The organism is Cryobacterium roopkundense (assembly GCF_014200405.1).
GTDB classification, from domain to species: Bacteria; Actinomycetota; Actinomycetes; order Actinomycetales; family Microbacteriaceae; genus Cryobacterium; species Cryobacterium roopkundense.
Genome location: NZ_JACHBQ010000001.1, coordinates 4,040,304 through 4,065,258, shown reverse-complemented (window position 1 = coordinate 4,065,258; position 24,955 = coordinate 4,040,304). Strand labels below are relative to the sequence as shown.

General features: G+C 66.3%; 25 protein-coding genes and 1 pseudogene. 16 read left to right on the top strand and 10 right to left on the bottom strand.

What is annotated here, in order from left to right:
- Nucleotides 1-98 precede the first annotated feature (98 nt).
- Nucleotides 99-767: an HAD hydrolase-like protein gene (locus BJ997_RS18855; protein ID WP_035835846.1), complete on the top strand. Its 669-nt coding sequence runs from the start codon at nt 99-101 to the stop codon at nt 765-767.
- 191 nt (nt 768-958) lie between these two features.
- Here BJ997_RS18855 and hxlA read toward each other — a convergent pair whose 3' ends face one another.
- Nucleotides 959-1,582: a 3-hexulose-6-phosphate synthase gene (gene hxlA, locus BJ997_RS18850; RefSeq protein ID WP_035835848.1), complete on the bottom strand. Its 624-nt coding sequence runs from the start codon at nt 1,580-1,582 to the stop codon at nt 959-961.
- A gap of 52 nt (nt 1,583-1,634) precedes the next feature.
- Complete coding sequence (gene hxlB, locus BJ997_RS18845) at nt 1,635-2,228, bottom strand: 6-phospho-3-hexuloisomerase (RefSeq protein ID WP_052542067.1); 594 nt, start codon at nt 2,226-2,228, stop codon at nt 1,635-1,637.
- A gap of 102 nt (nt 2,229-2,330) precedes the next feature.
- Between hxlB and BJ997_RS18840 the strand changes: the two genes are divergently transcribed.
- A complete protein-coding gene (locus tag BJ997_RS18840) occupies nt 2,331-3,152 on the top strand; it encodes a LuxR C-terminal-related transcriptional regulator (RefSeq protein WP_035835850.1) in 822 nt (273 codons plus the stop codon).
- Between the two features lie 17 nt (nt 3,153-3,169).
- Here the strand turns inward: BJ997_RS18840 and BJ997_RS18835 are convergent, their stop codons facing one another.
- From BJ997_RS18835 to BJ997_RS18825, 3 genes are all read right to left on the bottom strand, one after another.
- Nucleotides 3,170-4,141, bottom strand: a complete 972-nt coding sequence (locus BJ997_RS18835; RefSeq protein WP_035835852.1) for a bile acid:sodium symporter family protein — start codon at nt 4,139-4,141, stop codon at nt 3,170-3,172.
- A gap of 99 nt (nt 4,142-4,240) precedes the next feature.
- Nucleotides 4,241-4,618, bottom strand: a complete 378-nt coding sequence (locus BJ997_RS18830; protein ID WP_035835853.1) for a rhodanese-like domain-containing protein — start codon at nt 4,616-4,618, stop codon at nt 4,241-4,243.
- Nucleotides 4,615-5,145, bottom strand: coding sequence for a hypothetical protein (locus BJ997_RS18825; protein ID WP_035835854.1), 531 nt, complete (start codon nt 5,143-5,145; stop codon nt 4,615-4,617). The genes BJ997_RS18830 and BJ997_RS18825 overlap by 4 nt, the downstream gene beginning before the upstream one ends.
- A 100-nt stretch (nt 5,146-5,245) precedes the next feature.
- On the opposite strand from BJ997_RS18825, the gene BJ997_RS18820 reads away from it, so the two are divergent.
- The 3 genes from BJ997_RS18820 (at nt 5,246) to BJ997_RS18810 (ending at nt 7,971) form a co-directional block, all read left to right on the top strand.
- Complete coding sequence (locus tag BJ997_RS18820; protein ID WP_035835855.1) at nt 5,246-5,725, top strand: hypothetical protein; 480 nt, start codon at nt 5,246-5,248, stop codon at nt 5,723-5,725.
- A 161-nt stretch (nt 5,726-5,886) separates the two neighbouring features.
- Nucleotides 5,887-6,696, top strand: a complete 810-nt coding sequence (locus BJ997_RS18815) for a hypothetical protein (protein WP_183323674.1) — start codon at nt 5,887-5,889, stop codon at nt 6,694-6,696.
- Between the two features lie 228 nt (nt 6,697-6,924).
- Nucleotides 6,925-7,971 (top strand): IS110 family RNA-guided transposase, encoded by a 1,047-nt coding sequence (locus tag BJ997_RS18810; protein WP_244962891.1) that lies wholly within the window; start codon nt 6,925-6,927, stop codon nt 7,969-7,971.
- A 136-nt stretch (nt 7,972-8,107) separates the two neighbouring features.
- Here the strand turns inward: BJ997_RS18810 and BJ997_RS18805 are convergent, their stop codons facing one another.
- Nucleotides 8,108-9,499, bottom strand: coding sequence for an IS1380 family transposase (locus tag BJ997_RS18805; RefSeq protein ID WP_035841060.1), 1,392 nt, complete (start codon nt 9,497-9,499; stop codon nt 8,108-8,110).
- 764 nt (nt 9,500-10,263) lie between these two features.
- Between BJ997_RS18805 and BJ997_RS18800 the strand changes: the two genes are divergently transcribed.
- Both BJ997_RS18800 and BJ997_RS18795 read left to right on the top strand, forming a co-directional pair.
- The gene (locus tag BJ997_RS18800) at nt 10,264-10,632 is read left to right on the top strand and encodes an FG-GAP repeat domain-containing protein (RefSeq protein ID WP_035840876.1); all 369 of its coding nucleotides are present in this window, start codon (nt 10,264-10,266) and stop codon (nt 10,630-10,632) included.
- A gap of 19 nt (nt 10,633-10,651) precedes the next feature.
- Nucleotides 10,652-11,224: an SRPBCC family protein gene (locus BJ997_RS18795; RefSeq protein ID WP_052542843.1), complete on the top strand. Its 573-nt coding sequence runs from the start codon at nt 10,652-10,654 to the stop codon at nt 11,222-11,224.
- Nucleotides 11,225-11,235: 11 nt separating this feature from the next.
- Here the strand turns inward: BJ997_RS18795 and BJ997_RS18790 are convergent.
- The 3 genes and pseudogenes from BJ997_RS18790 to BJ997_RS18780 form a co-directional block, all read right to left on the bottom strand.
- A pseudogene (locus tag BJ997_RS18790) lies at nt 11,236-11,472 on the bottom strand (family 1 glycosylhydrolase); the annotation flags it as partial.
- A gap of 163 nt (nt 11,473-11,635) precedes the next feature.
- Nucleotides 11,636-12,493 carry an HNH endonuclease signature motif containing protein gene (locus BJ997_RS18785; protein ID WP_183323670.1) on the bottom strand — a complete coding sequence of 286 codons (858 nt, stop codon included), beginning with the start codon at nt 12,491-12,493 and terminating at the stop codon, nt 11,636-11,638.
- Nucleotides 12,420-13,115 (bottom strand): hypothetical protein, encoded by a 696-nt coding sequence (locus BJ997_RS18780; RefSeq protein WP_035838907.1) that lies wholly within the window; start codon nt 13,113-13,115, stop codon nt 12,420-12,422. Before BJ997_RS18780 ends, BJ997_RS18785 begins: the two co-directional genes overlap by 74 nt.
- A gap of 326 nt (nt 13,116-13,441) precedes the next feature.
- Here BJ997_RS18780 and BJ997_RS18775 point away from each other — a divergent pair, with 326 nt between their 5' ends.
- The 6 genes from BJ997_RS18775 to BJ997_RS18750 all read left to right on the top strand — a co-directional run bounded on the left by BJ997_RS18775 (nt 13,442) and on the right by BJ997_RS18750 (nt 20,093).
- Nucleotides 13,442-14,872 carry a DUF2079 domain-containing protein gene (locus tag BJ997_RS18775; protein ID WP_052542578.1) on the top strand — a complete coding sequence of 477 codons (1,431 nt, stop codon included), beginning with the start codon at nt 13,442-13,444 and terminating at the stop codon, nt 14,870-14,872.
- Nucleotides 14,873-15,077: 205 nt separating this feature from the next.
- Nucleotides 15,078-15,857, top strand: a complete 780-nt coding sequence (locus tag BJ997_RS18770; protein ID WP_035838906.1) for a methionine ABC transporter ATP-binding protein — start codon at nt 15,078-15,080, stop codon at nt 15,855-15,857.
- Nucleotides 15,850-16,515: a methionine ABC transporter permease gene (locus BJ997_RS18765; protein ID WP_035838904.1), complete on the top strand. Its 666-nt coding sequence runs from the start codon at nt 15,850-15,852 to the stop codon at nt 16,513-16,515. The genes BJ997_RS18770 and BJ997_RS18765 overlap by 8 nt, the downstream gene beginning before the upstream one ends.
- Nucleotides 16,516-16,536: 21 nt before the next feature.
- Nucleotides 16,537-17,967 carry an NtaA/DmoA family FMN-dependent monooxygenase gene (locus tag BJ997_RS18760; RefSeq protein ID WP_035838903.1) on the top strand — a complete coding sequence of 477 codons (1,431 nt, stop codon included), beginning with the start codon at nt 16,537-16,539 and terminating at the stop codon, nt 17,965-17,967.
- A complete protein-coding gene (locus BJ997_RS18755; RefSeq protein ID WP_035838900.1) occupies nt 17,964-19,178 on the top strand; it encodes an acyl-CoA dehydrogenase family protein in 1,215 nt (404 codons plus the stop codon). The genes BJ997_RS18760 and BJ997_RS18755 overlap by 4 nt, the downstream gene beginning before the upstream one ends.
- A gap of 21 nt (nt 19,179-19,199) precedes the next feature.
- On the top strand, nt 19,200-20,093 hold the full coding sequence (locus BJ997_RS18750) for a MetQ/NlpA family ABC transporter substrate-binding protein (RefSeq protein ID WP_052542577.1): 894 nt from the start codon (nt 19,200-19,202) through the stop codon (nt 20,091-20,093).
- Nucleotides 20,094-20,126: 33 nt separating this feature from the next.
- Here BJ997_RS18750 and BJ997_RS18745 read toward each other — a convergent pair whose 3' ends face one another.
- Nucleotides 20,127-20,564, bottom strand: a complete 438-nt coding sequence (locus BJ997_RS18745) for a VOC family protein (RefSeq protein ID WP_035838894.1) — start codon at nt 20,562-20,564, stop codon at nt 20,127-20,129.
- Nucleotides 20,565-20,730: 166 nt separating this feature from the next.
- Between BJ997_RS18745 and BJ997_RS18740 the strand changes: the two genes are divergently transcribed.
- From BJ997_RS18740 to BJ997_RS18730, 3 genes are all read left to right on the top strand, one after another.
- Nucleotides 20,731-21,435, top strand: coding sequence for a TetR/AcrR family transcriptional regulator (locus BJ997_RS18740; RefSeq protein ID WP_183323668.1), 705 nt, complete (start codon nt 20,731-20,733; stop codon nt 21,433-21,435).
- Nucleotides 21,436-21,546: 111 nt separating this feature from the next.
- The gene (locus tag BJ997_RS21995; RefSeq protein WP_052542575.1) at nt 21,547-23,649 is read left to right on the top strand and encodes a 3-hydroxyacyl-CoA dehydrogenase NAD-binding domain-containing protein; all 2,103 of its coding nucleotides are present in this window, start codon (nt 21,547-21,549) and stop codon (nt 23,647-23,649) included.
- A 37-nt stretch (nt 23,650-23,686) separates the two neighbouring features.
- Nucleotides 23,687-24,919, top strand: a complete 1,233-nt coding sequence (locus BJ997_RS18730) for an acyl-CoA dehydrogenase family protein (RefSeq protein ID WP_052542574.1) — start codon at nt 23,687-23,689, stop codon at nt 24,917-24,919.
- The last annotated feature ends 36 nt before the right edge of the window (nt 24,920-24,955 follow it).

Here is a 24,955-nt window from a genome sequence, read left to right as displayed (position 1 = left end):
GTAAGAAGGCTAACCCGTGCGGTGCGACAACCGGGCGGAATGGGGGTGGACTCTGGGTGTATGGGGGCTTTTGCAGCGGACGCGCCTAGAGTAGGTGAGTGAATCCCACTTTGACGCGCACCTGGAGCGCCATTCTCTTTGACCTCGACGGAACGATAACCGATTCCGCCCCGGCCATTACCAGCTCTTTGGCCCGCACTTTCGCCCTGCTTGGCCGCCCCGTTCCCTCGCACCACGATTTGCTCGCGTACGTCGGACCTCCCCTGCTCACCGCCTTCCAGGACTACGCCGGAATGACACCAGACGAGGCAGCAGAGGCCGTCACGGTCTACCGCTCCGAGTACCACGGCGCTGCAGCCCTCGACACGGCCGTCTACCCGGGCGTCGCCGGACTCCTCGAGCGCATCCATGAGGCAGGTATCCCGCTGGCCCTGGCCACGAGCAAGCCCGAGCTCACCGCGATCGACATCCTGACGCACTTCGGCCTGGCCCGGTACTTCACGGTCATGGTCGGCGCCTCCGCCGACGGCACACGCATCACGAAGACCGCCATCGTGGCCGAGGCGCTGCACCGCCTCACCCAGACCGGAGCGGATGTCAGTGCCCCCGTTCTCGTGGGCGACCGCAGCCACGACGTGGTCGGTGCCACGGCCAACCGCCTGCCGGCGATCGTCGTCGAGTGGGGCTACGGTTCCCCCGCCGAAGCGGCGGACGCCACCGCCACAGTGTTCTCCACCGATCAGCTCGCCAAGCTGCTGCTCGGCTAACCCTCCCTCGCGGGCCGCGAAACGACACGCCTTGAGCGCGTCGACACCTGCGCCCGAAAGCTGCTCGTGCGACCGCGATTACAGCGGCATGAGCAGCTTTCCGGCGCGCGGCCTCGGCGGCACGACCTTCCGGACACAGCTCTGGCGCCCCCCACAGTGTCGGGAGCGCCAGAGTGTTCTCTTGAGGAGACCTAGATGATCGCGGCGCGCAGCTCTGCGGCAGCGGCCGCGGGGTCGGTCGCACCATAGATGGCGCCACCGGCCACGGCAACGGATGCGCCGGCGCGCTGCACCGAGGCGATGGTCGAAACATTCACTCCGCCGGCGAGCGAGAACGGAACCTTCGCGGTTTCGCCCTGGTTCAGCAGGGTGGCGAGCGAGAATCCAGGTTCGGCCTGCTCGTCGAGACCGGCGTGCATCTCCACGAACTGGGCGCCAAGGGCGGTCACCTCGCGGGCACGGGTCACCTTGTCGGCGACGCCGATGAGGTCCACGACGATGCCCTTGCCGTGTTTGGTGGCGGCCGCAACAGCACCGATGATAGTGCTGTCCCCGGCCGTACCGAGCACCGTGACGAGGTCGGCGCCGGCCGTGAACGCGATGTCGGCTTCGAGCTCGCCGGCGTCCATGGTCTTGAGGTCGGCGAAGACGATCTTGTCGGGGTGGGCCGCCTTGATCGCGGTGACGGCACGCAGGCCCTCTGCCTTGATCAGCGGGGTGCCGAGTTCGATGATATCCACGTGCGGGGCAACCGCAGCGGCGAGCTTGAGTGCTGCCTCGGTGGTGAGTACGTCCATTGCTACCTGAAGCTTCATGGGGATCTTCTTTCTATCGTGTGAGTGGTTGTGAAAAGGTGAAACTGGGGGGCTACTCGAGGTTGGCGTGGCGGGGCCACAGCTCCTCGGCCGTGGCGCCGGAGGCTTTCCACAGCGTGTGGAAGAGTGCGTCGCCGACGAGGAGAACGCTCTGCTCGAACAAGCCGCCGGAATACTGCTCCGACAGCGGCCCGCCGTGGTCCTGCTTGGCCGCAGCCGGAATAACCACGGTAACCTCGGCGAGGCGGGCCAACGGCGAGCCGCCGTCCGTGGTGAGCGCCACGATGCCCACGCCCACCGTGGCCGCCATTTCGGCGGCCCGCACAATGGCGCCCGTCGTTCCCGAGCCGCTCGCCACGAGCAGCACATCGCCGCGCGTGATTGCGGGGGCGGTCACCTCGCCCACCACGTGCACGTCGAGGCCGAGATGCATCAGTCGCATCGCCGTCATCTTCAGAGCCAGGCCGGAGCGCCCGGCGCCGAGCACAAACACACGCTCGGCCCGCTGCAGGCGTTCGGCCGCGGCGTCGAGTGTGCCAGCGGATGTGTCGCGCAGCTGGTCGACCACGTGCACGTTTTCGGCGCCGATAGTGCCCAGGGCATCCGTGGCGGAGACCCGTACCGGGGTAGTTGTCGTTGCGTTCATGTCTTCCATCCTCTGCTCTTTCGGGCGGGAATGCCGCCCGCCGAACGGCTAGTCACACTACCCATTCGAATAGTCAATCCCTGAATCGGGTAGGGTGGGGGCATGTCTTCCCCTATCCCTTCCCAGGACTCGCGCGTCGCCGCGGCGGAGCGAACGAAGATCATCGCCGACCTCACTGACGCCCACGCCACGACGCTCGAATCGCTCCTCGCCGTGCTGAGGTCAGGCTCCACGAGCGACCAGGCGGCGCGCCACGTGGCCACGGACGTCGCGGCGGCAGCCATGGTGGCGCTGCGCGCGGTGAGCGACCTCGACCGCTCGCTCACCGAGGAGCCGGTGGCGCGAGCCTTCGAACGCCTCCGCGACGACCTGCGGCCGCTTGTGCGTTTCGGCGACCTTGACGTGCAGTTCATCGAGCCGCCGGTGAACGGACGCGCCCTGCCTGGCGAGGTGGCCCACGAGGCGCGCGCGATCGTGCGCGGTGCCGTGCTCGCGCTCGTGGAGCAGAGCGGGGTGGCGAAGGTGCGGGTGCAGTGGGACTGCGACGGAAGCAACCTTTTGATCCGCATCCGCGACGACGGGCCCGGCGACCTCACCCCAGAGGTGCCGAGTGTGCGCCAACTGTCGGCCCGGGTCGTCGCCCTGAACGGGGACCTTCAGGTGCAGGCGACGCCCGGATGGGGATCCGAGATGGCGGTGTCCTTGCCGCTCGACCCGCCCGCGGCATCCGTTGTCACCGAAGCGGCCTGGGGTCTCAGCCCCCGGGAGCGCGAGGTGCTCGCGCTCGTGGCCTCGGGCGCACGCAACAAGGCGATCGCCGCCGAACTGTTAATCAGTGAAAATACCGTGAAGTTCCACGTGGCCAACCTGCTGCGAAAGGTGGGCGCGTCAACCCGCGCCGAACTCGCCTCTCTGGCCCACTAAGCGCGGGCCCACCGGCATCAGGCCGACGTGCGGCTCAGTTCCGGCGCGGGCGTCGCGTCTGCCGGCAGGGCCCGGCGGGACCAGTAGCTTGCCAGAAGGGAGCCAGACACGTTGTGCCACACCGAGAAGATCGCCGCCGGCAGGGCGGCAACGGGGTTGAAGTGGGCCACGGCGAGCGCCGCCGCGAGGCCGGAATTCTGCATGCCCACCTCGATGCTGATGGCTCGACGGCTCGCGATCGGCAGGCCGAAGACTCTGCCGATCAGGTAGCCGAGGGTGAGCCCGAGGGAGTTGTGCAGCACGACCGCAACCACCACGAGGATGCCGATCGACAGCAGCGTGGACGAGCTTGCGGCAACCACCGCCATGACGACAACCGTTATACCCGCAACCGAAACGAGCGGCAGCACATCGAGGAGCTTCTCCACCAGCCGCGGCAGGAACAGCCGCAGGAGCAGCCCGGCGAGCACCGGAACGAGCACGATCTGCAGGATGGAAATGAAGAGGGCCCCGGGATCGACGGGCAGAATTTCCCGGGCCAGAAGCAGCACGAGCAGCGGCGTGAGAATGGGCGCGAGCAGGGTGGACACCGTGGTCATCGCAACGGACAGCGCGGTGTCGCCCTTCGACAGGTACACCATCACGTTCGAGGCGGTGCCGCCGGGCGAGGCGCCGACCAGGATCATACCGGCGGTCAGCAGAGGCGACAGGTCGAGCGCCACCGCAATGCCGAGCCCCAGCAGGGGCATCACCACGTACTGCGCGGCCACTCCGAGCAGCAACGGCCAGGGACGCTTGGCGACGATGGCGAAATCCACCGGCCGCAGGGTCATCCCCATCCCGAGCATGATCACGGAGAGCAGGCAGGGGATCGCGACGGTCATCCCGGAAAAGGCTCCGGGAACGGCGAGGGCCAGTCCGCCGGCCGCGAGCACGATCAGGGCGAACCAGCGCCCGACAAAAGCACTCACTGCTCGGATGCGGTGCATGTGACAACCCTTGGTCGGTGCGGAACGGCCGGTCGCGCCGAGCGCGCCCGGATTCAGGCTACCAAGTCGTCGCGCAGGCTTTCGTCGCGCGGCGCCGCTTTACGGGGCGCCGACGATAGCCAGGCCGGTTGAAGCGGATGCCTCCTCAAAGCCGCCCGCGTCGGCCAGCGTGGTGAACCCTAGTTCCGTCATGCGGGAGACGGCGGCGCCGGATCGATTTCCCGTGGAGCAATAGACGACGTAATCCCCGTCGGCCGGCAGCGCTGACACGAGGCTGTCGAAGGCATCGGACTGCGCGTCGATGTTGATCGCACCCTCAAGGTGACTTTCCGCGTACTCCGCGGACGTGCGTACGTCGATCACCACGGTCTCCGCCGTGATCGTGACTCTCTCCGGTGCGACATCTGATGCCGAGCATGCCGCGAGCCCCACTGCGGCCGACAGAGCGAGAACGAGAACGGCGAGCATTCTCTTCATGAGCGGCTATCTTCCAGGACGGGGACGGGTGGGGACACAGGGGCAACGCGACAGGAATTCTCCCTACTGAGCCGGGCATACAGCGCCCAGCCGAGGAGGCCAATCGATGCTGCAGCGAGGTACGGCTGCACCGGCTCAAAGAACTGCATAGCGCCTGTCGTGCCGAGTGCCAGCAACACGAGCTTGTTGCACACCGGGCAGCCTACGGCGAAGAATGTGACCACCCAGCCCGCCATGCCGAGCCGGCCGACGGCGCGGCTGGGGGCGGCGCCGTCGGGGTGGGCGAGGTAGGTCGCCGTCACGAGCCCGGCCAGGATCGCGCTCACGAGGAGCACCGGCCATGACCACGGTGTCGGCGCCACCTCACGGGCAAAGAACGGCGTGTTGATGAGGTCGGTGGGAACGGCGATGAAGACCACAGTGAACAGCGCAGTGCCCAAGGCGACCCACCAGCGGCGCGCGGGCCAACGACGCAGTTCCCGCGCGAGGCGAAGCCGTGTCTCCGTGACTGTCGTGGCGCTCGGCATCCGTGGGTTCCCATCGTGTCGGTGGCAGTGCTTATACCCTATGGGGTATAAGCACGACAGGCAAACTCGCGATGTCGGTGGCTCGTGACACCGTGTGCCCATGAAAAAATCGCGGATTCACATAGACGAAATTCTCAGGTCCTTCTTTGCGCTGCAGGGCGCGGGTCAGACACCGGCAGCTCGACGGCGAACGCTGCTCGTGGAACAGGCACTTCGGGACTGCCTCGAAATCGAGGGGCATCGCGTGCTCGTCACCCGTGACCTCGTCGTTCTGGCCGCCGAACGCGAGTTCGACCCCGTGGGAGCGGTCGCGCGCACCATGCACGCAGACGATCTGATCTACGTGCTACCGACGTTTCTCGAACCGCCGTGGTTGCAGGGCACAGACCTCATGCGGCGATCGCAACTCACGCTCGTCAGTCATCTCACCGCGCAGTTGCTGCGCGACGGCACCGTGAACTACGACGAGGTCACCTGCCCCGTGCACGAAATCCGCGCCCGAATCGATCGGGCTCTGGGCGCCCTGCGCAAACCACCCCGAGGAAGCGCCGCCCGGCCCGACAGGAGGGAATCTGCTTGACACGACGCCTCATCAGGGAGAGTGTGGCCATCCGCTGGGATGCTCCGGGCCTCACCCCGCCGGACCCGCCACGCAGGCCCGCCTCCGGGCCGTTGTGAAGGTCGCCATACCGGGCCACTATCGCTACGAGCTAAATTCGACTGACACAGCAGGAGAAGCCAATGGCCGGGGATTTACACACGACGGAACGCGCGGTACTCGACCTCGGTCACGACGGGAAGGACGGCTCGACTCCCGGCACCCCCCCCCCCCTACACCGCTACGGGCGCGTGCAGATCGTGACGGTGCCACCGGAAGAAGCCGACGCGCACCTGCCAGAACGGTTCTCTCCGGGCAGGGCGCCGGGTGGATTGACCGCGACTGAAGGTCTGGGCGTAGCGGCCCTGGCGCTGCGCGAATCAGCCCGATACCTGGAAAGCAAAGCGACGCGTCCGCGCGACGGCGAGCCGTGGAACATGCCGGGGTGCATCCAGGCACCGCCCGCGGGCCAGGCGCGATCCGTCGGTGCCGCCGGGCCCACGAGCGAGTTCCTCGAGGGGTCGGTCTCCACGGGAATCGTCATTGTTCAGGGCCCGACCGCCGACCTGCGATTCACCGATGCCGAGGTACTCGCGATCGTCGCCGAGGTACAGAACGGGCTGACATCCCTAGCCGCCTCGAATCCTCTCGCGGCCGTCACCTTCACCTACAACATCCAGAACGTGAACCTCACCGTTCCCGCCGATCCCAACGCACCGGATCTGGAGTCGCTGTGGCGCGATCCCGCCATGGCGTCCCTCAGTTTCGCCCCCGACTGGACCGGCGTGAACGACTACGTGGAAAGCCTGCGCACCCAATTCGAAACGCGCTCGAGCTACTGCGGTTTCTTCACGAAGTATCCGGTGAACCACTTCGCCTACGCGCTCATCGGAGGCCCGTGTCTCTGTAATGGTTATAGCTGGTCTGGTTATCAGCTGGCAGGCTGGTCTTGATTCGTGTGGGTTGCGTGACTCTTTTGGTCTCTGACCCTCTTCACGGAGGTGTCTTCGTCTCGACATGTCCGCTCCACGCATCGAATCGAGGCCGGCCTGTGACCCTCAGAGTGACTTGATTAGAAGCCTGTCCGTACCCCCGACAGGGTCGTGACTCATTACAGAGATGTTCTCCGAGGAACCCCAGACCGGCACGACATAACACCCATCGAAGGAGTTATCGTGACCATGGTCTCACAGCAGTTCAGTTATGTCATCGGGGTGGATACCCATGCCAAAACACACACGCTGGTCGCCCTCGACCATCTGGGCGGGAAACACGGCACCGCGCAAACATTCCCGACAACTCCGCCCGGACTCAAACGGGCTCAGGCGTGGATCGAACGCGAAACAACGGGGCCGGTTTTGGTGGCCATGGAGGGCACCGGGTCCTACGGAGCCCAGTTCTGCGACCTCCTGACGGCCGCCGGCGTGCGCGTCACCGAAACCAGGCCGCCCAAGCGCGGCGTTCGCCGGGCCGGCAAAACCGACCCCATCGACGCCGAGCACGCCGCCCGCTACGCCCTCGCCCTGCCAATGGAGCACCTCATCACGCCCCGCAACCACGCTGGGCACCACGCAGCCTTGACGGTGCTACTGACCGCGCGCGCCGCCCTCAAGAAGGCCCACAGCGCCTCCAACAACCGCCTCACAGCGCTGCTGCGCGGGTACGGTTTCGGCCTGGACGTTCGGCTGGCCCTCACCGCCGAGCAAGTCAAAGTCGTCGCAGCCTGGCGCGCCCATCGAAACGATGACGTCGGCATGGTCACCATCCGCGCCGAGGCTGCCCGCGAAGCGCGAGAGATCCTCAGCCGTCAAGCCGAGCTCACGGCGAACGAGAAGGGCCTCCTCAAGCACGTGAAAGCCCTCGCCCCCTACCTGCTGCTTGAGCACGGCGTCGGCGCGATCGTCGCCGCGCAGCTGATCGTGTCGTGGTCGCACCAGGGACGCATCCGCTCCGAGGCCGCGTTCGCCCGCTTCGCGGGCATCGCGCCCATCCCCGCGTCATCGGGCAACACCATCCGCTACCGTCTGCACCGCGGCGGCGACCGGGCGCTCAACACCGCCATCTGGGTCACCACGTTCTACCGCTACCACCACGACCCGGCGACCGCCGCCTACGTCGAGAAACGGACGAAGGAAGGCAAGACACCCAAAGAAATCCAACGCGTCCTGAAACGCTACATCGCCCGGCACCTGTTCCGCGTCCTCGATAACCACACCATCTTAGCCTGAATCCACCGGTCGACCTCTGATCGGATCCTGATTTTGTTTCGGCGAGCTTTCGGAGTTTCGGGCGTGGTTGTGGTCCGGGTCTCGCGGCCCGGGTGTTCCACTGGTGCTCCTGTTGATGTCGGTGTCGGCTGGTTGGTCAGGTGGGGGCGGGTTGTTGGGGCCGGAAGTTCTTTGTGAACAGGGCCGTCCAGGGTTTCTCCCAAGGCCAGTGTTCGGGCAGGTGCAATGTCACGCGCCGCGCCGAGGTTGAGATTCGTGCGGGGACGCTGACAAGTTTCCGGCGGATCGTTGCGGTGGTCGATCGGCTGAGACCGTTTCCCGCGATCGTCGCGGCGGCGCGGGTGAGGTTAAACGCCATGACGGCCATGACCAGCCAGGCGGCGTTGGCGGTGAATACACCGGAGGGTAGGTGCGCCAGGGCGCTGCTTTTGAGGTCGGAATTCACGAGCTCGATCGCCGCGTGGGCGCGGTGGGTTTTGTCGGCGGTGACGGTGTCGAGGGTGCTGGTGGTGAAAAAGGCGTGGAATCGGTGGGTGTCGAACAGGGTTGGCTGGTCGAGGTTTTTCTTGTTCAGTTCCGGGATCCGCCGCACGGCCAAGCGCCCGGTGATGTGCTCGCTCTTCTTGCGCGAGGTGAACGCGGTGAACGGGACCTCGGCGACTTCGGCGTTACTGATCCATGTTTTGCTGCCTTCGTCATAGATGGCGTTGGTGTATTCAATTGCGGTCCAGGCAGCGCCGGGGATCGTTCCGATCGCTCGTTTGATGGCGGGGTCCATCCGGGCAGTGACCGAAACGTCGGCGCCGGCTTTGAGGGCTGCGCTGATGGAGGCGTGCCCGTAGAACGCTGAGTCGGCACGAAAGAGCACGCGTGCTTTTCCCGCTCCGCGGAGCCGTTTGATCGTGGCGAGGGCGTCACGGATCAGACGGGCCGCGCCGCGCGGTGATCCGCAGGCACCGCGCCGGAGTCGCTGGCCGATGATGATCGGCGCCGATACGTCCGTCTTGACTGTCGCGAGGATCGCGTTGAGGCCGCGCACCCCGGAGTACCCGTAGCCGGAGCCTTCCTTCTGGTGGCCGTGAACTTCGATGATGGTGTCGTCGACGTCGAGGAACATGTAGCCGTCGGTGTCGTGCACGAGCAACGGAGTTTCCGCGGCCAGGCCCCGCACGAAGCGGGAAGCGACGGCGTCGAGCTGCCGGACGTGACCGAACGTGAACGCGCGCAGAAACGACCCCAACGTTGACGGCGCGTAGCAGTTGCTGAAGATTTTCCGCATGCCGCCGTGACGAAGAATGGCGAGGTCGTCGATGGAGTCCGCGCCGGCGACCATGCCGCCGACCAGAGACGTGACTTTCAGACCGGCGTTGGCGCCCTTGTCGGTGGGGACGCTCAGCCACTGATCGGCCAAGGTCGCCAACCCCGCACGGGCGGCTAATTTCATGATCGGGACCAAGCCCGCCGACGACACGAGATTCGGGTCGGTGAATGATGCAGAAACGGCGCGGTTGGTGTGGGAAACTTGCATCTACGAGATGCTCCTCTGGTTGGTAAATCTGAACTCTTGACAAGTCCTAATTTACCTGATCAGATGGGCATTCTCGGTTTAACGCGCCGTCAGATCTCGATCCCGATCGGTGGATTCAGGCTAAAACGTCACCACCGCCCAGCGGACAGGCCATCTTCGACGGCCCGCCCGCCACCCTCACGCGCCCAAAAACACGCCACACGACTCACGACTCACGACTCACGACTCACGAAACATCATCAAAAAAGACCTCAACAGCTTGACAACTCCCATAGAAGCGTCGTGATGGACCCCGCCAATGACGGCTGGGGGCCCTCGAACATCGATCGAGTGTTCGCCCACGAAAGCGGCCATATCTTCAACTGTCCCGACGAATACGCGGCGAGCGGATGCGACTGCGGGGGCAGGTGGGGTCGGTTCGGCGTGTCCAACGACAACTGCGAGAACTGCGCCGTGGCCGGAGGCGCACCGTGCCTCATGAGGATCAACGACTTCGTCCTCTGCCCCTTCACCGGGATGCATCTGGGCTGGGATCCGCACCTCACAGTGCGCAACTTCGGCTACTCATCCGTCGCCTGGCGCGTCGAGAAGCATCCCCGGTTCCTCGCCGACACCACGGGCGACGGTCGCGCAGACGTTGTGGGGTTCGGTGACCTGGGCGTGCTGCTGTCGCGCGCGGACGCCGACGGAGCGTACGCCGCTCCGGTGCAGGCCCACCCGGGTTTCGGCTACATCTCCGGCGGCTGGCGAGTGGCGAGTGGCGAGTGGCGAAGAACCCTCGTCTCCTGGCCGACACCACCGGGGACGGGCGGCTCGACATCGTGGGATTCCACGACGACGGCGTGTACATTGCCCGGTCCCTTGGCGGCGGCCTGTTCGAGGAGCCCCGACTGGTGCTCGACAATTTCGGATACAGCGCCGGCGGCTGGCGAGTCGACCGGCATCCGCGGTTCCTCGCCGACACCACAGGCCAGGGCCGGGCGGACATCGTGGGCTGCGGCTCCGGCGGCGTGTATGTGGCACGCTCTGCCGACTTACTGTCCGGCACCCTCCGTTCGAATCCCAGCGACGTGATGGTGCAAACCGAGCCCCTGGCCATTCTCCCCGAAGATTCCCGGCGGGACGACGTGTAGTCCCCAACGACAGGAGGTCATCGTGTCGGAATTCTTCGAGTTTCGCACCGTGTGGCGGGTACCGGGCACGATCGCGGAGGTGGCTGACATTCTCGGTGATGCCGCCACGCTCCCGCGCTGGTGGCCGTCGGTGTACCTGGCCGTTGAACAAGGGTCGGTGGGCGATTCCGACGGTGTCGGATCCACCTTCACCCTCTACACAAAGGGCTGGCTTCCCTACACGCTGAGGTGGACGCTTACCGTCACCGAGCCGCTGTCCGAGACCGGGTTCGCTCTCACGGCACGGGGTGACCTGACGGGCGGGGGCCAGTGGCAATTCGAACAGGACGGGCCAGAGACGGTGGTGACCTACGACTGGCGGGTGACGTTCGACAAGGCGTGGCTCCGGCGCTTCGTGCCCGTGTTCCGACCGGTCTTCGCCGCAAACCATCGCTGGGCGATGGCGCGCGGCGAGGAGAGTCTCAGGCTGGAGCTGCGTCGACGCCGCGTGACAAGCCCCGCGGCCCGGCAGCTCATACCGCGACCGCCCGGGCCCACCTTTCGACGCCGGCGTGGCCGTGCCACCTCGGGTCGCAGCGACGTGGAACTCTGACCCGCCGGACGCTACGCCGCGGGAAGCCCGTTGTTGCGGGCCACATCGCCGAGCCAGGCCAGGCTGGGCTTAGGGGTGCGCACGAAAGTTTCACGATCCACCGAGATGAGACCGAACGTGGGTCGGAACCCGCTCGCCCACTCGTAATTGTCGAGTGCGCTCCAGTGCTGGTAGCCCAGCACCGTGATGCCGTCTTCGATGGCCGCGTGAAGTCCGCGCAGCGCGCCATCCGTGTAGGCGACGCGGCGTCAGACGCTCGTCTCTGCTGCACTCATCCTGCTGGTCGTGTATCGAAGAGCTTGTCGAGTTTGTCGACCAGCGGCGGCGAGCTGGCGTGGCTCTTTCCTAGCAGACACGAGACCTCGCGAGCCGCTCTCCGGACGCTCGTAACCCACTGCCACTGCGGTGCCGTTATGCCTGGAGCCGGAGCGGCGACCCCAACTTCAGCGCTGATTTGCTTACTAGGGGGATCGGGGTTTGGGTCGTATCGACCGCGGGCGGTGGGATCAACCAGAAGTCCGTGCCGAGGCGGACGATCCTCCACCCGTCATTATGGAGGCGGAGATGGTGGGGGCTGCAGAGCAGGATGCCGTCATCGAGGTTGGTGAGTCCGCCTTCTGCCTTCCACCCATGCAGGTGGTGTGCTTCGGAGAAGCTGGGTGGTTTCAGGCAGTCCTTCCACATGCACCCACCGTCCCGAAGCGCCAACGCCACGCGTTGCGGCTGCGTAAAGAGCCGTTGCTCCCGTCCGACGTCGAGCACCGATCCGTCGCGGCCGAACAGCACCGGGGTGAATCCGGTGTCGCACACGGCCCTGTCGATCGTGGCGGCGGTCGCCGCATCCGAGGTTCCCTCGATGAACCCTGTGCGAGGGAGCACCAGACCCGTCGCTGCCGGCGCCGGCGCTTCCGTCACCACGAGCTTCACCGAGGGGCGGATGCGGCCGAAGATCGTGCCGGGGTCGGCACCCGCGGCGACCTTGATCACCTCGATCAGCGACTCTGCGGCGATCTGGTCGGTGGACCTCGGGTCGTCGATGATGCGCTGGGCACGTTCCTTCTCGCCCTTCTCCACGAACCGGGGGCCGCCGGTGCGCGGGCCGATGACCTGCTGCAGGAAGTCTTTGAAGTAGGCCCCGTTCTTCGGGTCCAGTTCAAAGCTGCCGTGGAGCCTGCCGTCGGGCTTGTCACTGTACCTATCCAGTGCCGGCCCGCAGGTATTGCCGGGCTCGCATGGCGTCGGCGCGGGAGGCGATCCCGGCGGCGTCAATCGAGTCCCGGCAGTGCCTCGCGGCCTTCGCGGCCTGGTCGGCGTTGAGGGTGCGGCACTCGGTGAGGAGATGCAGGAGCGCCTCGGCCAGCATCTCCTCCGTCACACCGACGGCCGGTTCTCCCAGGCCCCGCCGAATGGCCGTGGCAGCTTCGGCGCTGAGTGTTCCGTCGGTGACGGCGTCACCCAGTGGCGCGAACCACGGCCGGTGCACCTCTACAGGCGGCGCTTCCGGGTGTTCCCGTGCCAGCACGTCGGCCTGCTCTTGCCTGTCTCGGGCGGCTTCGGCTTCGGTGGCCATGGTGCCGGCCTCGATCAGGCGGCGGGTATCCGCCTTGGTGCCACCGCCTCCGCCGCCGAGGGCCTGTACGTAGTCTTCGGGACTGTTGTAGCCCTTCTTCCTCGACAGTCCTTCTCTGCCGAGTGTCCAGTCGGATCGGTTGGCCATGTTCGCCGCCGATAAGGCGTAGGCCGCGGTGACCTCGCGCAGGTGGTGGGCTATGGCCCGGTGGGTGCTCTCCGACCCGTCGTCGGACAGCTCCGCGAACGCTCTCGCGGACGTATCTGACCGGGCCAGCGACCCGGACAGATCGGCGAAAACAACTTCAAGAGGGGTTGTCATGAGAGAAGTGTGACAGGCACCACCGACACTCCACCCGGCCTGCATTGCCCTCGTCGTCGGCAGCCTGCAAGCGCTGCGGAGCTGCCAGGTGCTGGGCGCCACAGATGTGATCCCCCGACGGGCGCTCAAGCTGAGCGGCAGGAGGCGAGCGCGCCCGCTACTGCTTGATCGACGCGGCTGGGCGCCAGCAGTCAGCCCGAGGGAGAAGGGTCGCGTTAGGCTCACAAGCAGATGAGCGTGGTGATTCCGCGCAGTGCTCCACCATCAGAACGAGAGTTCTCACGGGCCGCCGTGATGCCGCACATCCGAATCAGGGGGGGGATTCCATGGCCGTGCAGTCGATCGGACAGCCCTCGCGCGAGGTCCCGACAGTCAACGCCACAGGCGGCCCGGTTTTAGCACTTTCCGCAGCGATCTGGCCGGCAGCCCTCGTCGGGCTGATCACGGCAACGGCCTATTCGCTATTTTCGTGGCGTCAATGGAGTTCTTACACTGTGCTCTCCTGGGACCTGGGCATCTTCACGCAACTCGCCAAGCAGTACGCCGCGGTGCAGTCACCCGTCGTCACCATCAAGGGCGACGGGTACAACCTCCTCGGTGATCATTTTCATCCGCTTCTGGTGCTTCTGGGTCCGATCTATGCCGCGTTCCCGAGCGCGTTCACCCTGCTGATCGTGCAGAACCTGCTCTTCGGAGTCGCTGCGGCCGTGATCACGCACGCAGCAGGTCGACTGCTGGGGCGCTGGGCGGGGCTGGTTTTCGGGTTGGCGTTTGCTTTCAGCTGGGGACTCCAAGGCGCCGTCGAGGCACAGTTTCACGAGGTCGCGTTCGCCGTTCCGCTCCTGGCGCTTTCCCTCTCGGCGCTGTTGAGTCAGCGTTGGACCGCGTGCATGCTCTGGGCCATGCCCCTCGTGTTTGTGAAGGAGGACCTGGGCCTGACCGTGGCTGTGATCGGGCTCGTGCTCGCCTACCGCAGTCGCCGAACGCTCGGAATCTGGCTCGCCGCCTGGGGAGTCGGCTGGTTCGGCATCGCAAGCCTCATAGTTTTGCCGCTCCTCAACCCCGACGATCGCTGGGCCTACACGCAGAGCATCGACCCGGCCACCCTCCTGAGCGACCCGGCTTCGTTGTTTCAATCGGAGAAGGGCATCACCCTCGCCCTGCTGGTCGTTGCCTCCGGTGCCATCGCACTGCGCTCACCTCTGGCACTCGTGCTTCTGCCCACTCTTGCCTGGCGATTCACATCCGACAATTCCGGCTATTGGGGTCATTCCTGGCAATACAGTGCCGTTCTCATGCCCGTGCTGTTCTGCGCGGCACTTGATGCCATCGGGGCCTGTCGAAGCAGCCCTCTGCGGTTGCTGCGGGGTTATGGGCGCGTTGCACCGGTGCTGATTGTCGTGGCTGCCGTGGCGCTTCTTCCCCAGCTGCCGCTGGCGAAACTTGCCAACACGGCCGGCGAGTTCTCGACACAGCGCAGCGAGGCGGCAAACGCAGCACTGGCGGTAGTTCCCCCGGGTTCGCTGGTCGAATCCGACGTCGGCCTGATCGGGTATCTGGTCGATCGAAACACCGTGTACTGGATAGGAAACGCGAACCCCACCCCCGACTATCTGGTCGTCGATCTGGAGTCGGGCGGGTTGCCAGAAGAGTGGCCGTCAGCCCGCGCCGCGGCGGCGCAGCTGCACCCGGGAGTCAGCTTTCATACCGTTTTCTCCCGAGGCGGGTACGAAGTGGCGAAGCGGATCGACGACTGACTGCCGGCGACCCGTTGCGGAGCAATACGCCACGCACACGCGCTCATGCAGCTTTCGGCATCGCCGAAGACGCGCACGGCCATTCGGGGGTGCGCCCGGCCACATAACGTCACACGGCGGAGCTGCCAACCGCTCGGTCAGTATGGTGAAAATGCGTCTCGGGGTCCCCCGATCCGCAGGACAACCCTCGGCAGGAGCGTGAATCGTGATCGACATCCAAGACGTCTCGGTGACATTCGCCGGTCCCGACGGGCCGCTGGCCGCGGTGGACTCCGTGTCACTGCACGTACCCGAAGGATCCATCCAGGGGATCATCGGCTTTTCCGGCGCGGGCAAGTCCACGCTGCTGCGCACGATCAACCTGCTCGAGCGCCCCACCCGGGGGCGAGTCGTCGTCGACGGCACCGACCTCCTCAGCCTCACCGACCAACAACTTCGCACCACCCGCCACAACATCGGCATGGTCTTCCAGCATTTCAACCTGCTGAACAACCTCACCGCCCAGCAGAACGTTGAGCTCTCGCTCAAATTCGCGGGCGTCGGCACTGTCGAACGCCGCAGGCGCGCGGCAGAGGCCCTCGACATCGTGGACCTCGCCGACAAGGCGAAGTCGTACCCAGCAAGCCTCTCCGGCGGGCAGAAACAGCGCGTGGGCATCGCGCGGGCCCTCGCCAGCAGGCCCCGAGTGCTGCTGTGCGACGAACCCACGAGCGCCGTCGATCCGCGCACCACGGCATCCGTTCTGCAGTACCTGAGCGACGTGAATGCCCAACTCGGCATCACCCTCGTGATCGTGACGCACGAGATGAACGTGATCAAGGCCATCGCCGACAACGTCGCCGTCATGGAAGCAGGCCGAGTGGTGGAGCGATTCGACCTTGCGGAGCTCGACCGGCCCGGCTTCGTGCCGACCACCGAGATCGGCCGGTACCTGATCGCCGACGATATCCGTCTCGACCGGGCCCCGGAGCGCAGCCGTGCTTGAGCGCGTGATCGAAGTGTGGCCGGAGCTCGTGCTGGCACTCGGGCAGACCGGGGTGATGCTCATCGTGGCCATTCCGCTCGCCATCCTGCTGGGCACGCCGCTGGGCATTCTCCTCTACTCCATCGGGCCGAACGGACTCAAGCCCAAGCCGAGGCTGCACCGCATACTCGACGGTCTCGTCAACGTGATCCGCTCGTTCCCCTTCCTCATCCTGCTGATCGCGATCATTCCCATCACGCGGTTCATCGTGGGCACGAGCATCGGCACGGCGGCCGTGATCGTGCCGCTCAGCATCAACGCCATCCCCTACTTCGCCCGCTTCGTCGAACAGAACCTCACCCAGCTCGGTGGCGGAGTCGTGGAGGCCGCTCGCTCCATGGGGGCGAGCCGCGCCCAGATCGTGCGTGATGTTCTGCTCGTGGAGGCGCGCCCGGCGCTGGTCTCCTCGATCACCATCATGACCGTGAGCTTCATCTCCTACTCCGCCATGGCCGGCCTTGTGGGCGGCGGTGGAATCGGTGATTTCGCCATCCGTTACGGCTACTACCGCTACGACACCCAACTCATGATCGTGGCGATCGTGCTCATGGTCGTGCTCGTGCAGGTCGTACAGATCAGCGGCAGCCGCCTCTCCCGCCACCTCGACAAACGCCACTAACGCCCACCAAGGGAGTCCCTCATGTCCGCATCGTCCCGCTTCGCCGGCCCCCGGCCCCGCTTGCTGCTCAGCGCCTTCGTCATGAACACCACGAGCCATATCCTCGGCGGCCAGTGGCGCCACCCGGATGCCCAGCAGCACCGGTTCAACGAGCTTCCCCTGTGGATCGACCTCGCGAAACAGCTCGAGGCCGCCAAGTTCGATGCCATCTTCCTCGCCGACGTGGTGGGCCTCTACGGCGACCACGACGGTGGTTGGGCCTCGCACGTGCAGCGCGGCCTGCAGGTTCCCTCGAACGACCCGCTCATCCTGCTCGCGGCCCTCGCCGCGGTGACCACCGACATCGGGCTCGCGGCCACGTCGTCCGTCGTGCAGTCCCACCCCTTCCAGTTCGCACGGCAGATCTCGACCCTCGACCACATCAGCAACGGCCGCGCCGCGTGGAACATCGTCACGAGCGCGCTCGAGAACTCGCACCGTAACTTCGGCTCCGACGGCCTCACCGCCCACGCCGCCCGCTACGACTGGGCAGACGAGTACTCCGACGCGGTTTACAAGCTGTGGGAAGGCTCGTGGGATGAGGGCTCGCTCGTGCAGAACAAGGAGTCCGGGGTTCACGCCGACCCCGACAGGGTGCACAAGATCTACCATCGCGGCGAGCGGTACTCGATCGACGGGCCGCACCTCGTGTCGCCGTCTCCGCAGCGCACCCCGCTCCTCTTCCAGGCCGGCAGCTCCGGGCGCGGGCAGCAGTTCGCCGCCGGCAACGCCGAGGCGACGTTCCTCTTCGCCCCGAACACCGCCTATGCGGCCAAGGTATCTGCCGGCATCCGCTCGGAGGCCGTTGCCGCCGGTCGCCGCGCCGACGACGTGAAGCTCTTCACCGGCCTGTCCTTCGTCGTGGGCAGCACCGAAGCCGAGGCCCACGCGAAGAAGGCCGAGCTCGAGCAGTACCTCGATCTCGACATGATCATCGCCCACATCGGCGGCGGTCTCGGCGTCGACCTCGGCGGACTCCCGCTCGACACCCCCCTCGGCGACATCGAGACCGAGGGCGGCCAGGGCCTGCTGCAGGCCATCATCGATTCCACGCCGGGCCGCAACCCCACTCTCACCGACGTGGCCAACTACCGTGCGCGCGCCCAGCAAATCGTGGGCACGCCCGAGCAGATCGTCGATCAGCTCGAACTCTGGCAGGACGCCGGCATCGACGGCATCAACATCATCAACCAGACCATCCCCGGCTCGTACACCGACTTCATCGACGGCGTGCTGCCCGAGCTCCGGGGGCGCGGGCTCGCGCAGACCGAGTACGCGCCCGGAACTCTGCGCGAGAAACTCTTCGGCGACGGGCCGCATCTGCCGAAGAGCCACCCGGCTGCCGCCTATCGGGGCGCCTTCGCCGAGTCCTCCGCCACCGCCGAGAGCCGCAGAACGGTGGCCACCCGATGACCGCGAGCATCCTGCGCCGTTTCGGCGTCGACAACACCGAACAGCAATCAATTTGGTACGCGCGAGCGGATGCCGCGGCCGAGATCCTCGGCGTAGACGCGCGCGAACGAGACGCGACGAACGCGCCGCCATTCGCCGAACTCGAGGTGCTGCGCGAGGCGGGGCTGCTGCCGCTCACCGTTCCCGCCCGGTTCGGCGGCGCCGGCCTCGACTGGCGCACGGCCTTCGAGATCGTGCAGCGCATCGCCCGCGTCGACAACTCCATCGGCCAGTTGCTCGGCTACCACTACATCTTTCAGGCATTTTCGTACATCGACCTGCCCGACGATCGCGCGCAGCTGCTCGCCGACGAGACCATCGCCAAGCGCTGGCTCTTCTCCTCCACCGGAACGCCCCAGGGACCGCAGGCACAGGCCCGCCGGGTCGAGGGTGGCTACGTTCTGAACGGTAAGAAGCCTTTCGCCACCGGCAGCCGGGTCGCCGACCAGATTTACGGCCGCGCCATCCTGCCCGACGGTTCCCGCCTCGCCGTGCTGATCAACACCGGCTGGGAGGGCGTCGTGCGTCACGACGACTGGGATGTTCTGGGTTCCCGGCTCACCGCCACCAACACGATCGAGTTCAACGACGTGTTCGTTCCCGACTCCGCAGTGATCGTGAACCTCGGCGCGAGCGATGCCGAACGCGAACCGCACCAGGTGCTGACCACCCCCGGCTTCCAATTGCTGTTCAGTCACTGCTACCTCGCGGCGGCCGAGGGCGCCGTGATCGCAGCACGGGACTACACGCGCGAACAGGCCCGGCCGTGGTTTCACGCCGATGTTGAGTCCGCCGCGGAAGATCCGTTCATCCTCAACCATTACGGCAGCTTCGTCTCCCGGTTGCAGGCGCTCTCCGCTGTCGTCGACCAGGCAACCACTGCACTGCAGTGGGCATGGAACCAGGGGCCGCTCCTCGACGCGTCCGAACGATCCGGCGTCGCCGAGCAGATCGTGGCCGCCAAGGTCACCGCGCACCACGTGGCCCTCGACGTCACTGCCGGCATCTACGACGTGATCGGCGCGCGCGCCGCCGGCACCAAGTACGGCTTCGACCGCTACTGGCGCGACGTGCGCACCCACACGCTGCACGACCCCGTGGCGTGGAAACTCAACGAACTCGGCCGGTACTACCTCAACGACACCGCGCCAGTTCCCTCCGCCTACCGCTAACGCCTACATTCCTGGAGAAGCATGCAACGCAGAAGTTTCTTGACCTACGCCCTCGCCGGGGTGGCCTGTGCCGGCGTTTCGGTGCTGAGCGGATGCGGCCTGGCCGGCGGCGCCGCGGCATCCGCTGGCAAGGGTGGCGCGTCCGACAAGACGATCAAGCTCATTGTCACCGAATCGGCACCGTACCAGGAGCCGACGAAGATCGCCCAGGCTCTGCTGGAGAAGGACGGCTGGGCGGTCACGGTGAAGTACGTCACCGACATCATCCAACCGAACCTTGCGGTTGCCCAACAGGAGTACGACGCCAATTTCTTTCAGCACGGCGCCTACCTGCAGCAGTTCAACACCGACAAGAACCTCGACCTCGTGGGCCTGTTCTACGAGTACGGCTCCCCGGGCGGCATCTACTCCCTGAAGTACACGTCGCTCGACGATCTGCCGAAGGGCGCGAAGATCGCCCTGCCGGTCGACCCGGCGAACAACGGCCGCGCCCTGTTCCTGCTGCGCGATGCCGGGCTGATCACCCTCACGAAGGGTGTGGACGTGATCCACACCTCACAGAGGAACATCACGTCGAATCCGCTCGAGTTCGAGTTCGTCGAGGTTGACCAGCAGTCGCTCAAACAAACCCTGCCCGATGTGGATGCCGCGTTCCTCTTCGTTCGCCTGGCCGCCGAGTCCAACCTCACCGCGAAGAACCAACTCGCCTTCGAGGAAGACGCCGATCAGATCCCGTTCCGCTGCGTCGTGGCCGGTCGGCCCGACTTCGCGGGAACCGAGAAGGCCCTCGCATTGCAGGCCGCCTACCAGTCACCCGAGGTCAGGGCCTGGTACGAAGGCTACATCGGCGGCATCCTCCCCCTCCCCTGGGAAGAAGACCCCACGGCAGAGCTCGAAAAGTGGCTCAGCGCCTAATACCCCGGGCCGTGCACTCGGCCGATCCGACCGTCAGGCCTTCTTCAATTCCTCGGCGAGCATCACGATGATGCCGCTGGGACCGCGGATATACGTGAGCTTGTAGATGTCCTCGTACGTTGCCACGCCTCGGAGCGGGAGGCAGCCGTGGCGTGCGGCGATCTCAAGGGCAGCGTCGAGGTCGTCGACGGAGAAGGCGACGCGGTGCATGCCGATCTCGTTGGGGCGAGTGGCATTCGACTCGATCGCCTCGGGGTGGATGTACTCGAAGAGCTCAAGGCGACCGTGACCGTCCGGTGTGTGGAGCATCGCAATCTTGGAATGGTTGCCGTCAAGGCCGACGGCAGTATCGGTCCACTCGCCGCTGACTGTGTCTCTGCCGACGACGATGAGACCGAGGTCCGTGAAAAAGGAGATCGCCGCTTCGAGGTCGCGTACGGCGATGCCGACGTTTTCAAGTTTGATGGCCATACGGAGCACGTTACCCGGCCGGGCGCGGTAGCTCTAGTGAGCAACCAGACTCGATCGAGGCGACGCCCCCACGCCGCCGCGGGCACCCCGCCCAACACTGCCCGCCGGGCCGCCCGCCAGCGTGCCGTGAAACTCGGTGTCAGATTCGTGATAATTTCACCTCACCATGCCTGACGCCTCACCTGCCACTGCCCCCACCCCCCTCAGCCGCGTCGACGTCGCCGACATCGCCGTGCGCCTCTTCCACGACCACGGCTATGAGGCCACCTCGGCGACCCAGATCGCCGAGGCCGCAGGAGTGTCCCGCAGCACCTTCTTCCGGCAATTCGGCTCCAAAGACGACGTGATCTTCGCAGACCATGACGAGTTGCTCGAGCAGATTTCCTCCTACTTCGCCACGCAGCACTCCGATCCCTGGATTGCCGTCTGCGACGCGGCCGCCCTCGTCTTCGAGCGGTTCCGTGAACGACTGGAAATCGTGCGGCTGCGGGACCTCGTCGTGCGCGAATCGCAGGTGCTCCGCGACCGCGAGACCATCATGGTGTCCCGCTACGAGAAGACGTTTGCCGCGTACCTCAGGCAGATGCTGCCTGCCGTCCCACCGCTCACCGCCATACGCTTCGCGAGCGCCGTCACGGCCACCCACAACTTTGAGCTGCGCCGCCTCATCCGGTCCGACGACCCGGTGGGGCCCGACGAGCTCGCCGAGGAACTCCTGTCGGTTCGCAGGCTGTTCTCCCCCGACTCCGAGCCCCGCGCCGGACGGGGGGCATCGCGCTCCGACCTCGTCGTGGCAGTCTTTCCCGCCTCCGCCTCCCCGCACGAAATGGCACTGGCCATCGAAAAACAGCTGCGCGCTCTCGAACACTGAGCCACCCGCGCCCTCGTATGACACCCCGATTGGGACTGAGTATCACTTGACATGAGACTCAGTCTCAGTTAGACAGTACTTGTATCTGTCGGTTCGGCGCGAAGGAGCACCGTGGTTAGTGAAACGAACACTCGAGTCAAGGTCAGCCAGCACGTCAGCGCCGGCCACAAGATTGCCGTTGTCACGTTCGTCCCGGCACCGGGCACCCTCGTCACCTGGACCTCGGACGCCCTCCGTGCCCTAGGCTCCGCCGTTCGCAAGATCGACGTGAGCCAGGTCGACGCCGTCGCCTTCATCGGTACCGGTTCTGCGTTCGGTGCTGGCGCCGACCTCACCGGATTCCAATCTGCCGCCTCGGCAGCCGACGGCGAGAGCATCGCGCGCGCCGGCTATTCGGCGTTCAATGCCATCACCAGCCTCGCCGTGCCCACCTTTGCCTTCCTCAACGGCGCAGCAGTTGGCGGCGCCCTCGAACTCGCCCTGCGGGCGGACTACCGCACGGTGGCCGCGACAGCACGCAACATCGGGCTCCCGGAGGTTCGCCTCGGACTCCTGCCCGGCTGGGGCGGGATCACCTCCCTCTGCGAGCTCGTGGGAGTCGGCGTGGCCGCCGACGTGGCCATCACGCGTTCCCTCAGCGGTCGTCACTTCTCAGCACTCGAGGCGCACCGGATCGGCCTCGCTGATGTCGTGCTGCCCAGCGAAAACTTCCTCGAAGCCTCACTCACCTGGGCTGCGGCCCGGCTGACGGGAGTCACCCCCACCACGGAGGCGCACACCGCCGACTGGAATCCAGAGACTGTGCGCAGCGGCGTCGCCAAGCGCATCCCCGGGGCCCTCCCGTCCGTTGACGGGGCCCTCACACTGCTCTCAGCGTGGGCCGCTCTCCCCACCGCAGTCCTCGACGCGGATCGAACCGCTGCCCGGCACGCGCGGTCGGGTGACGCGCTCGAGGCCGACACGATCACCGCCTTCGGCGAGTTGCTGCACAGCGACGAGTGCCGGGCCAGTATCTACGCCTTCTTCGCCGTTCAGGCCGCCCGCAAGCGCAGCCGACCGGCCAAAAAATCCGGAACCAACACCGCAGTGTCCCAGGTCGGCGTCGTGGGAGGCGGCCTGATGGCCACCCAACTCGCCTTTCTGTTCGCCGAACGCCTCAACGCACCCACCCACCTGATCGATCTCAGCCCCGAGCGAGTCGACCTCGCCCTCGAACGCGTCGCCGGGCAGCTCGACCGGTCCGTCAAGCGCGGCATGAGCGCTCCGGAACGCGGGCGCATCGAAGCTCTCGTCACCGCCGGAACCGAGGCGACCGCCCACGCGAGCTGCGACGTGGTGATCGAGGCCGTGTTCGAGGACCTCACGGTGAAGCGTCAGGTATGGGCATCCGTTGAAGACGTCGTCAGCGACACGGCGGTGTTGCTGACCAACACGTCATCGCTGTCCATCGAAGACCAGGGCGCTCACCTGCGACACCCGGAACGCCTGATCGGTTTTCACTTCTTCAACCCGGTCGCCGTGCTCCCCCTGGTGGAAATCGTGCGGTCCGTTCACACGAGCCCTGAGGCCGTCGCCGCGGCGTTTGCCCTGGCCGGCGCCCTCGGCAAGACCGCGGTTCTCGTGAAGGACTCCCCCGGCTTCGTCGTCAACCGCTTGCTCACCCGCCTGTTCAGCGACACCCTCGAGCTCATCGACGCCGGAACGGATGCCCGCACCGTCGACACCGCCCTCGTGAATGACGGCCTGCCGATGACGGCCCTCACCCTGCTGGGTTACATCGGCCCGGCTGTGCAGCTGCACATTCTCGAGACCATGAACGTCGACGCGGCCGAACGGTTCCGGGTGAGTCCGAGCCTCGCCCGCATCGTGGAGTTGAAGCTCAGCGGCTACCTCGGCGACGACGGCCACCTCAGTCCTGAGGCCATGGCGATCGTCGGGGACGTCGCAGTCACCTCGACCCGACCGCTTCCCACAGCACCGGAGGACATCCGTTCGTTCCTGCTCGCCGGTTTGGCCGACGAAGCCTGGCGCATGCTCGCCGAGGGCACCGTTGAGAGCGCCGACGACATCGACGCCTGCATGATCCTCGGCGCCAACTACCCCCAGCACACCGGTGGCCTCACTCCGCTGCTCGACCGTTCCGGCGCAAGCAAGGCGGCGAACGGGGTCACCTTCCACGAACCCGGCGTCGCCAGCGTGCCTGTGCCCGCCTGACGCGCCCTTCTCCCCCTCACCTGAAAGCGAGTAGCCCATGACTTCCACACCCGTACTGAACGCCGAACGCACCCGCACAATCACGAAGGCGCCAGACTACGACGTCTCCATCCCCCTCGACACCGACTACTACGCGGTCTTCGCCGGCATTCCCGCCGTCGACCGCGCCTTCTGGGCTCAGGCCCGCGGCTTCGCCAACGAAAGCCTCGACGAGCTCACGGAGGCCTGGGACAAGGGCGAATACCCCCTCCACCTCGCTCGTCGTCTCGGCGAGCTCGACCTGCTCACCGACGGATGCGAGGGACCGGGCCTCACGCCCATGTCACCTCTCGCGGCCGGTCTCGTCAACATGGAAATCTCCCGCGGCGACGGCTCGATGGGCACCGTCGTTGCTGTGCAGGGCGGACTGGCTCTGCGGAGTATCGCGCTCTTCGGCAGCGACGAGCAGAAGGCAGCCTGGCTGGTTCCGCTCGCCCGCGCCGAGAAGCTCGGCGCCTTCGCCCTCACCGAACCCGAGCACGGTTCCGACTCCGTGGGGCTCGAAACCACGGCGCACCGCGACGGTGACGAGTGGGTCATCAACGGCGAGAAGATGTGGATCGGAAACGGCTCCGTCGGCGACATCACCGTGGTGTGGGCGCGTGACGACGAGGGCAACGTTCGCGGATTCCTCGTCGACCAAGCCACGCCCGGTTACCTCGCCGAAACGATGACCGGCAAGGGCTCGCTGCGCGCCATCCACCAGGCGCGCATTGTTCTCGATAATGTGCGTGTCCCGCTCGACGCCGTACTGCCCGGCACCCACACCTTCAAGGACACGGCAACGGTGCTCTACGCCACCCGCCTCGGAGTCGCCTGGTCGGCCCTCGGGCACGCCACCGCCATCTTCGAGGCCGCCCTCAACTATTCCACCCAGCGCATCCAGTTCGGCAAGCCGCTCGCGGGCTTCCAGCTCGTGCAGGAGCGCCTCACGGTGATGCTCTCCCGGCTCACGTCCATGCAGCTGCACTGCATGCACCTCGCCACCCTCGACGCGGCCGGCACACTGCGTCCGATCCAGGCCTCCCTCGCCAAGTACCACAACACCCGCGCGGCACGCGAAATCGCGGCGCTCGGTCGCGACATGCTCGGTGGCAACGGAATTCTGCTCGAGAACCACGTAATCCGGCACATGGCCGACATCGAGGCCATCCACACCTATGAGGGCACCGAAAGCGTCCAGGCCCTCCTGATCGGGCGCGACCTCACCGGAGTCAGCGCCTTCAAGTGAGCGGCATTCCCGCCCCGCATTCGACACGCCTCATTC

Coding starts and splice junctions, on each gene's coding strand:
- hxlA (WP_035835848.1), bottom strand. CDS start 1,582: ATGAAGCTTCAGGTAGCAATGGACGTACTCACCACCGAGGCAGCACTC.
- hxlB (WP_052542067.1), bottom strand. CDS start 2,228: ATGAACGCAACGACAACTACCCCGGTACGGGTCTCCGCCACGGATGCC.
- BJ997_RS18840 (WP_035835850.1), top strand. CDS start 2,331: ATGTCTTCCCCTATCCCTTCCCAGGACTCGCGCGTCGCCGCGGCGGAG.
- BJ997_RS18835 (WP_035835852.1), bottom strand. CDS start 4,141: ATGCACCGCATCCGAGCAGTGAGTGCTTTTGTCGGGCGCTGGTTCGCC.
- BJ997_RS18830 (WP_035835853.1), bottom strand. CDS start 4,618: ATGAAGAGAATGCTCGCCGTTCTCGTTCTCGCTCTGTCGGCCGCAGTG.
- BJ997_RS18825 (WP_035835854.1), bottom strand. CDS start 5,145: ATGCCGAGCGCCACGACAGTCACGGAGACACGGCTTCGCCTCGCGCGG.
- BJ997_RS18820 (WP_035835855.1), top strand. CDS start 5,246: ATGAAAAAATCGCGGATTCACATAGACGAAATTCTCAGGTCCTTCTTT.
- BJ997_RS18815 (WP_183323674.1), top strand. CDS start 5,887: ATGGCCGGGGATTTACACACGACGGAACGCGCGGTACTCGACCTCGGT.
- BJ997_RS18810 (WP_244962891.1), top strand. CDS start 6,925: ATGGTCTCACAGCAGTTCAGTTATGTCATCGGGGTGGATACCCATGCC.
- BJ997_RS18805 (WP_035841060.1), bottom strand. CDS start 9,499: ATGCAAGTTTCCCACACCAACCGCGCCGTTTCTGCATCATTCACCGAC.
- BJ997_RS18780 (WP_035838907.1), bottom strand. CDS start 13,115: ATGACAACCCCTCTTGAAGTTGTTTTCGCCGATCTGTCCGGGTCGCTG.
- BJ997_RS18775 (WP_052542578.1), top strand. CDS start 13,442: ATGGCCGTGCAGTCGATCGGACAGCCCTCGCGCGAGGTCCCGACAGTC.
- BJ997_RS18760 (WP_035838903.1), top strand. CDS start 16,537: ATGTCCGCATCGTCCCGCTTCGCCGGCCCCCGGCCCCGCTTGCTGCTC.
- BJ997_RS18755 (WP_035838900.1), top strand. CDS start 17,964: ATGACCGCGAGCATCCTGCGCCGTTTCGGCGTCGACAACACCGAACAG.
- BJ997_RS18750 (WP_052542577.1), top strand. CDS start 19,200: ATGCAACGCAGAAGTTTCTTGACCTACGCCCTCGCCGGGGTGGCCTGT.
- BJ997_RS18745 (WP_035838894.1), bottom strand. CDS start 20,564: ATGGCCATCAAACTTGAAAACGTCGGCATCGCCGTACGCGACCTCGAA.
- BJ997_RS18740 (WP_183323668.1), top strand. CDS start 20,731: ATGCCTGACGCCTCACCTGCCACTGCCCCCACCCCCCTCAGCCGCGTC.
- BJ997_RS18730 (WP_052542574.1), top strand. CDS start 23,687: ATGACTTCCACACCCGTACTGAACGCCGAACGCACCCGCACAATCACG.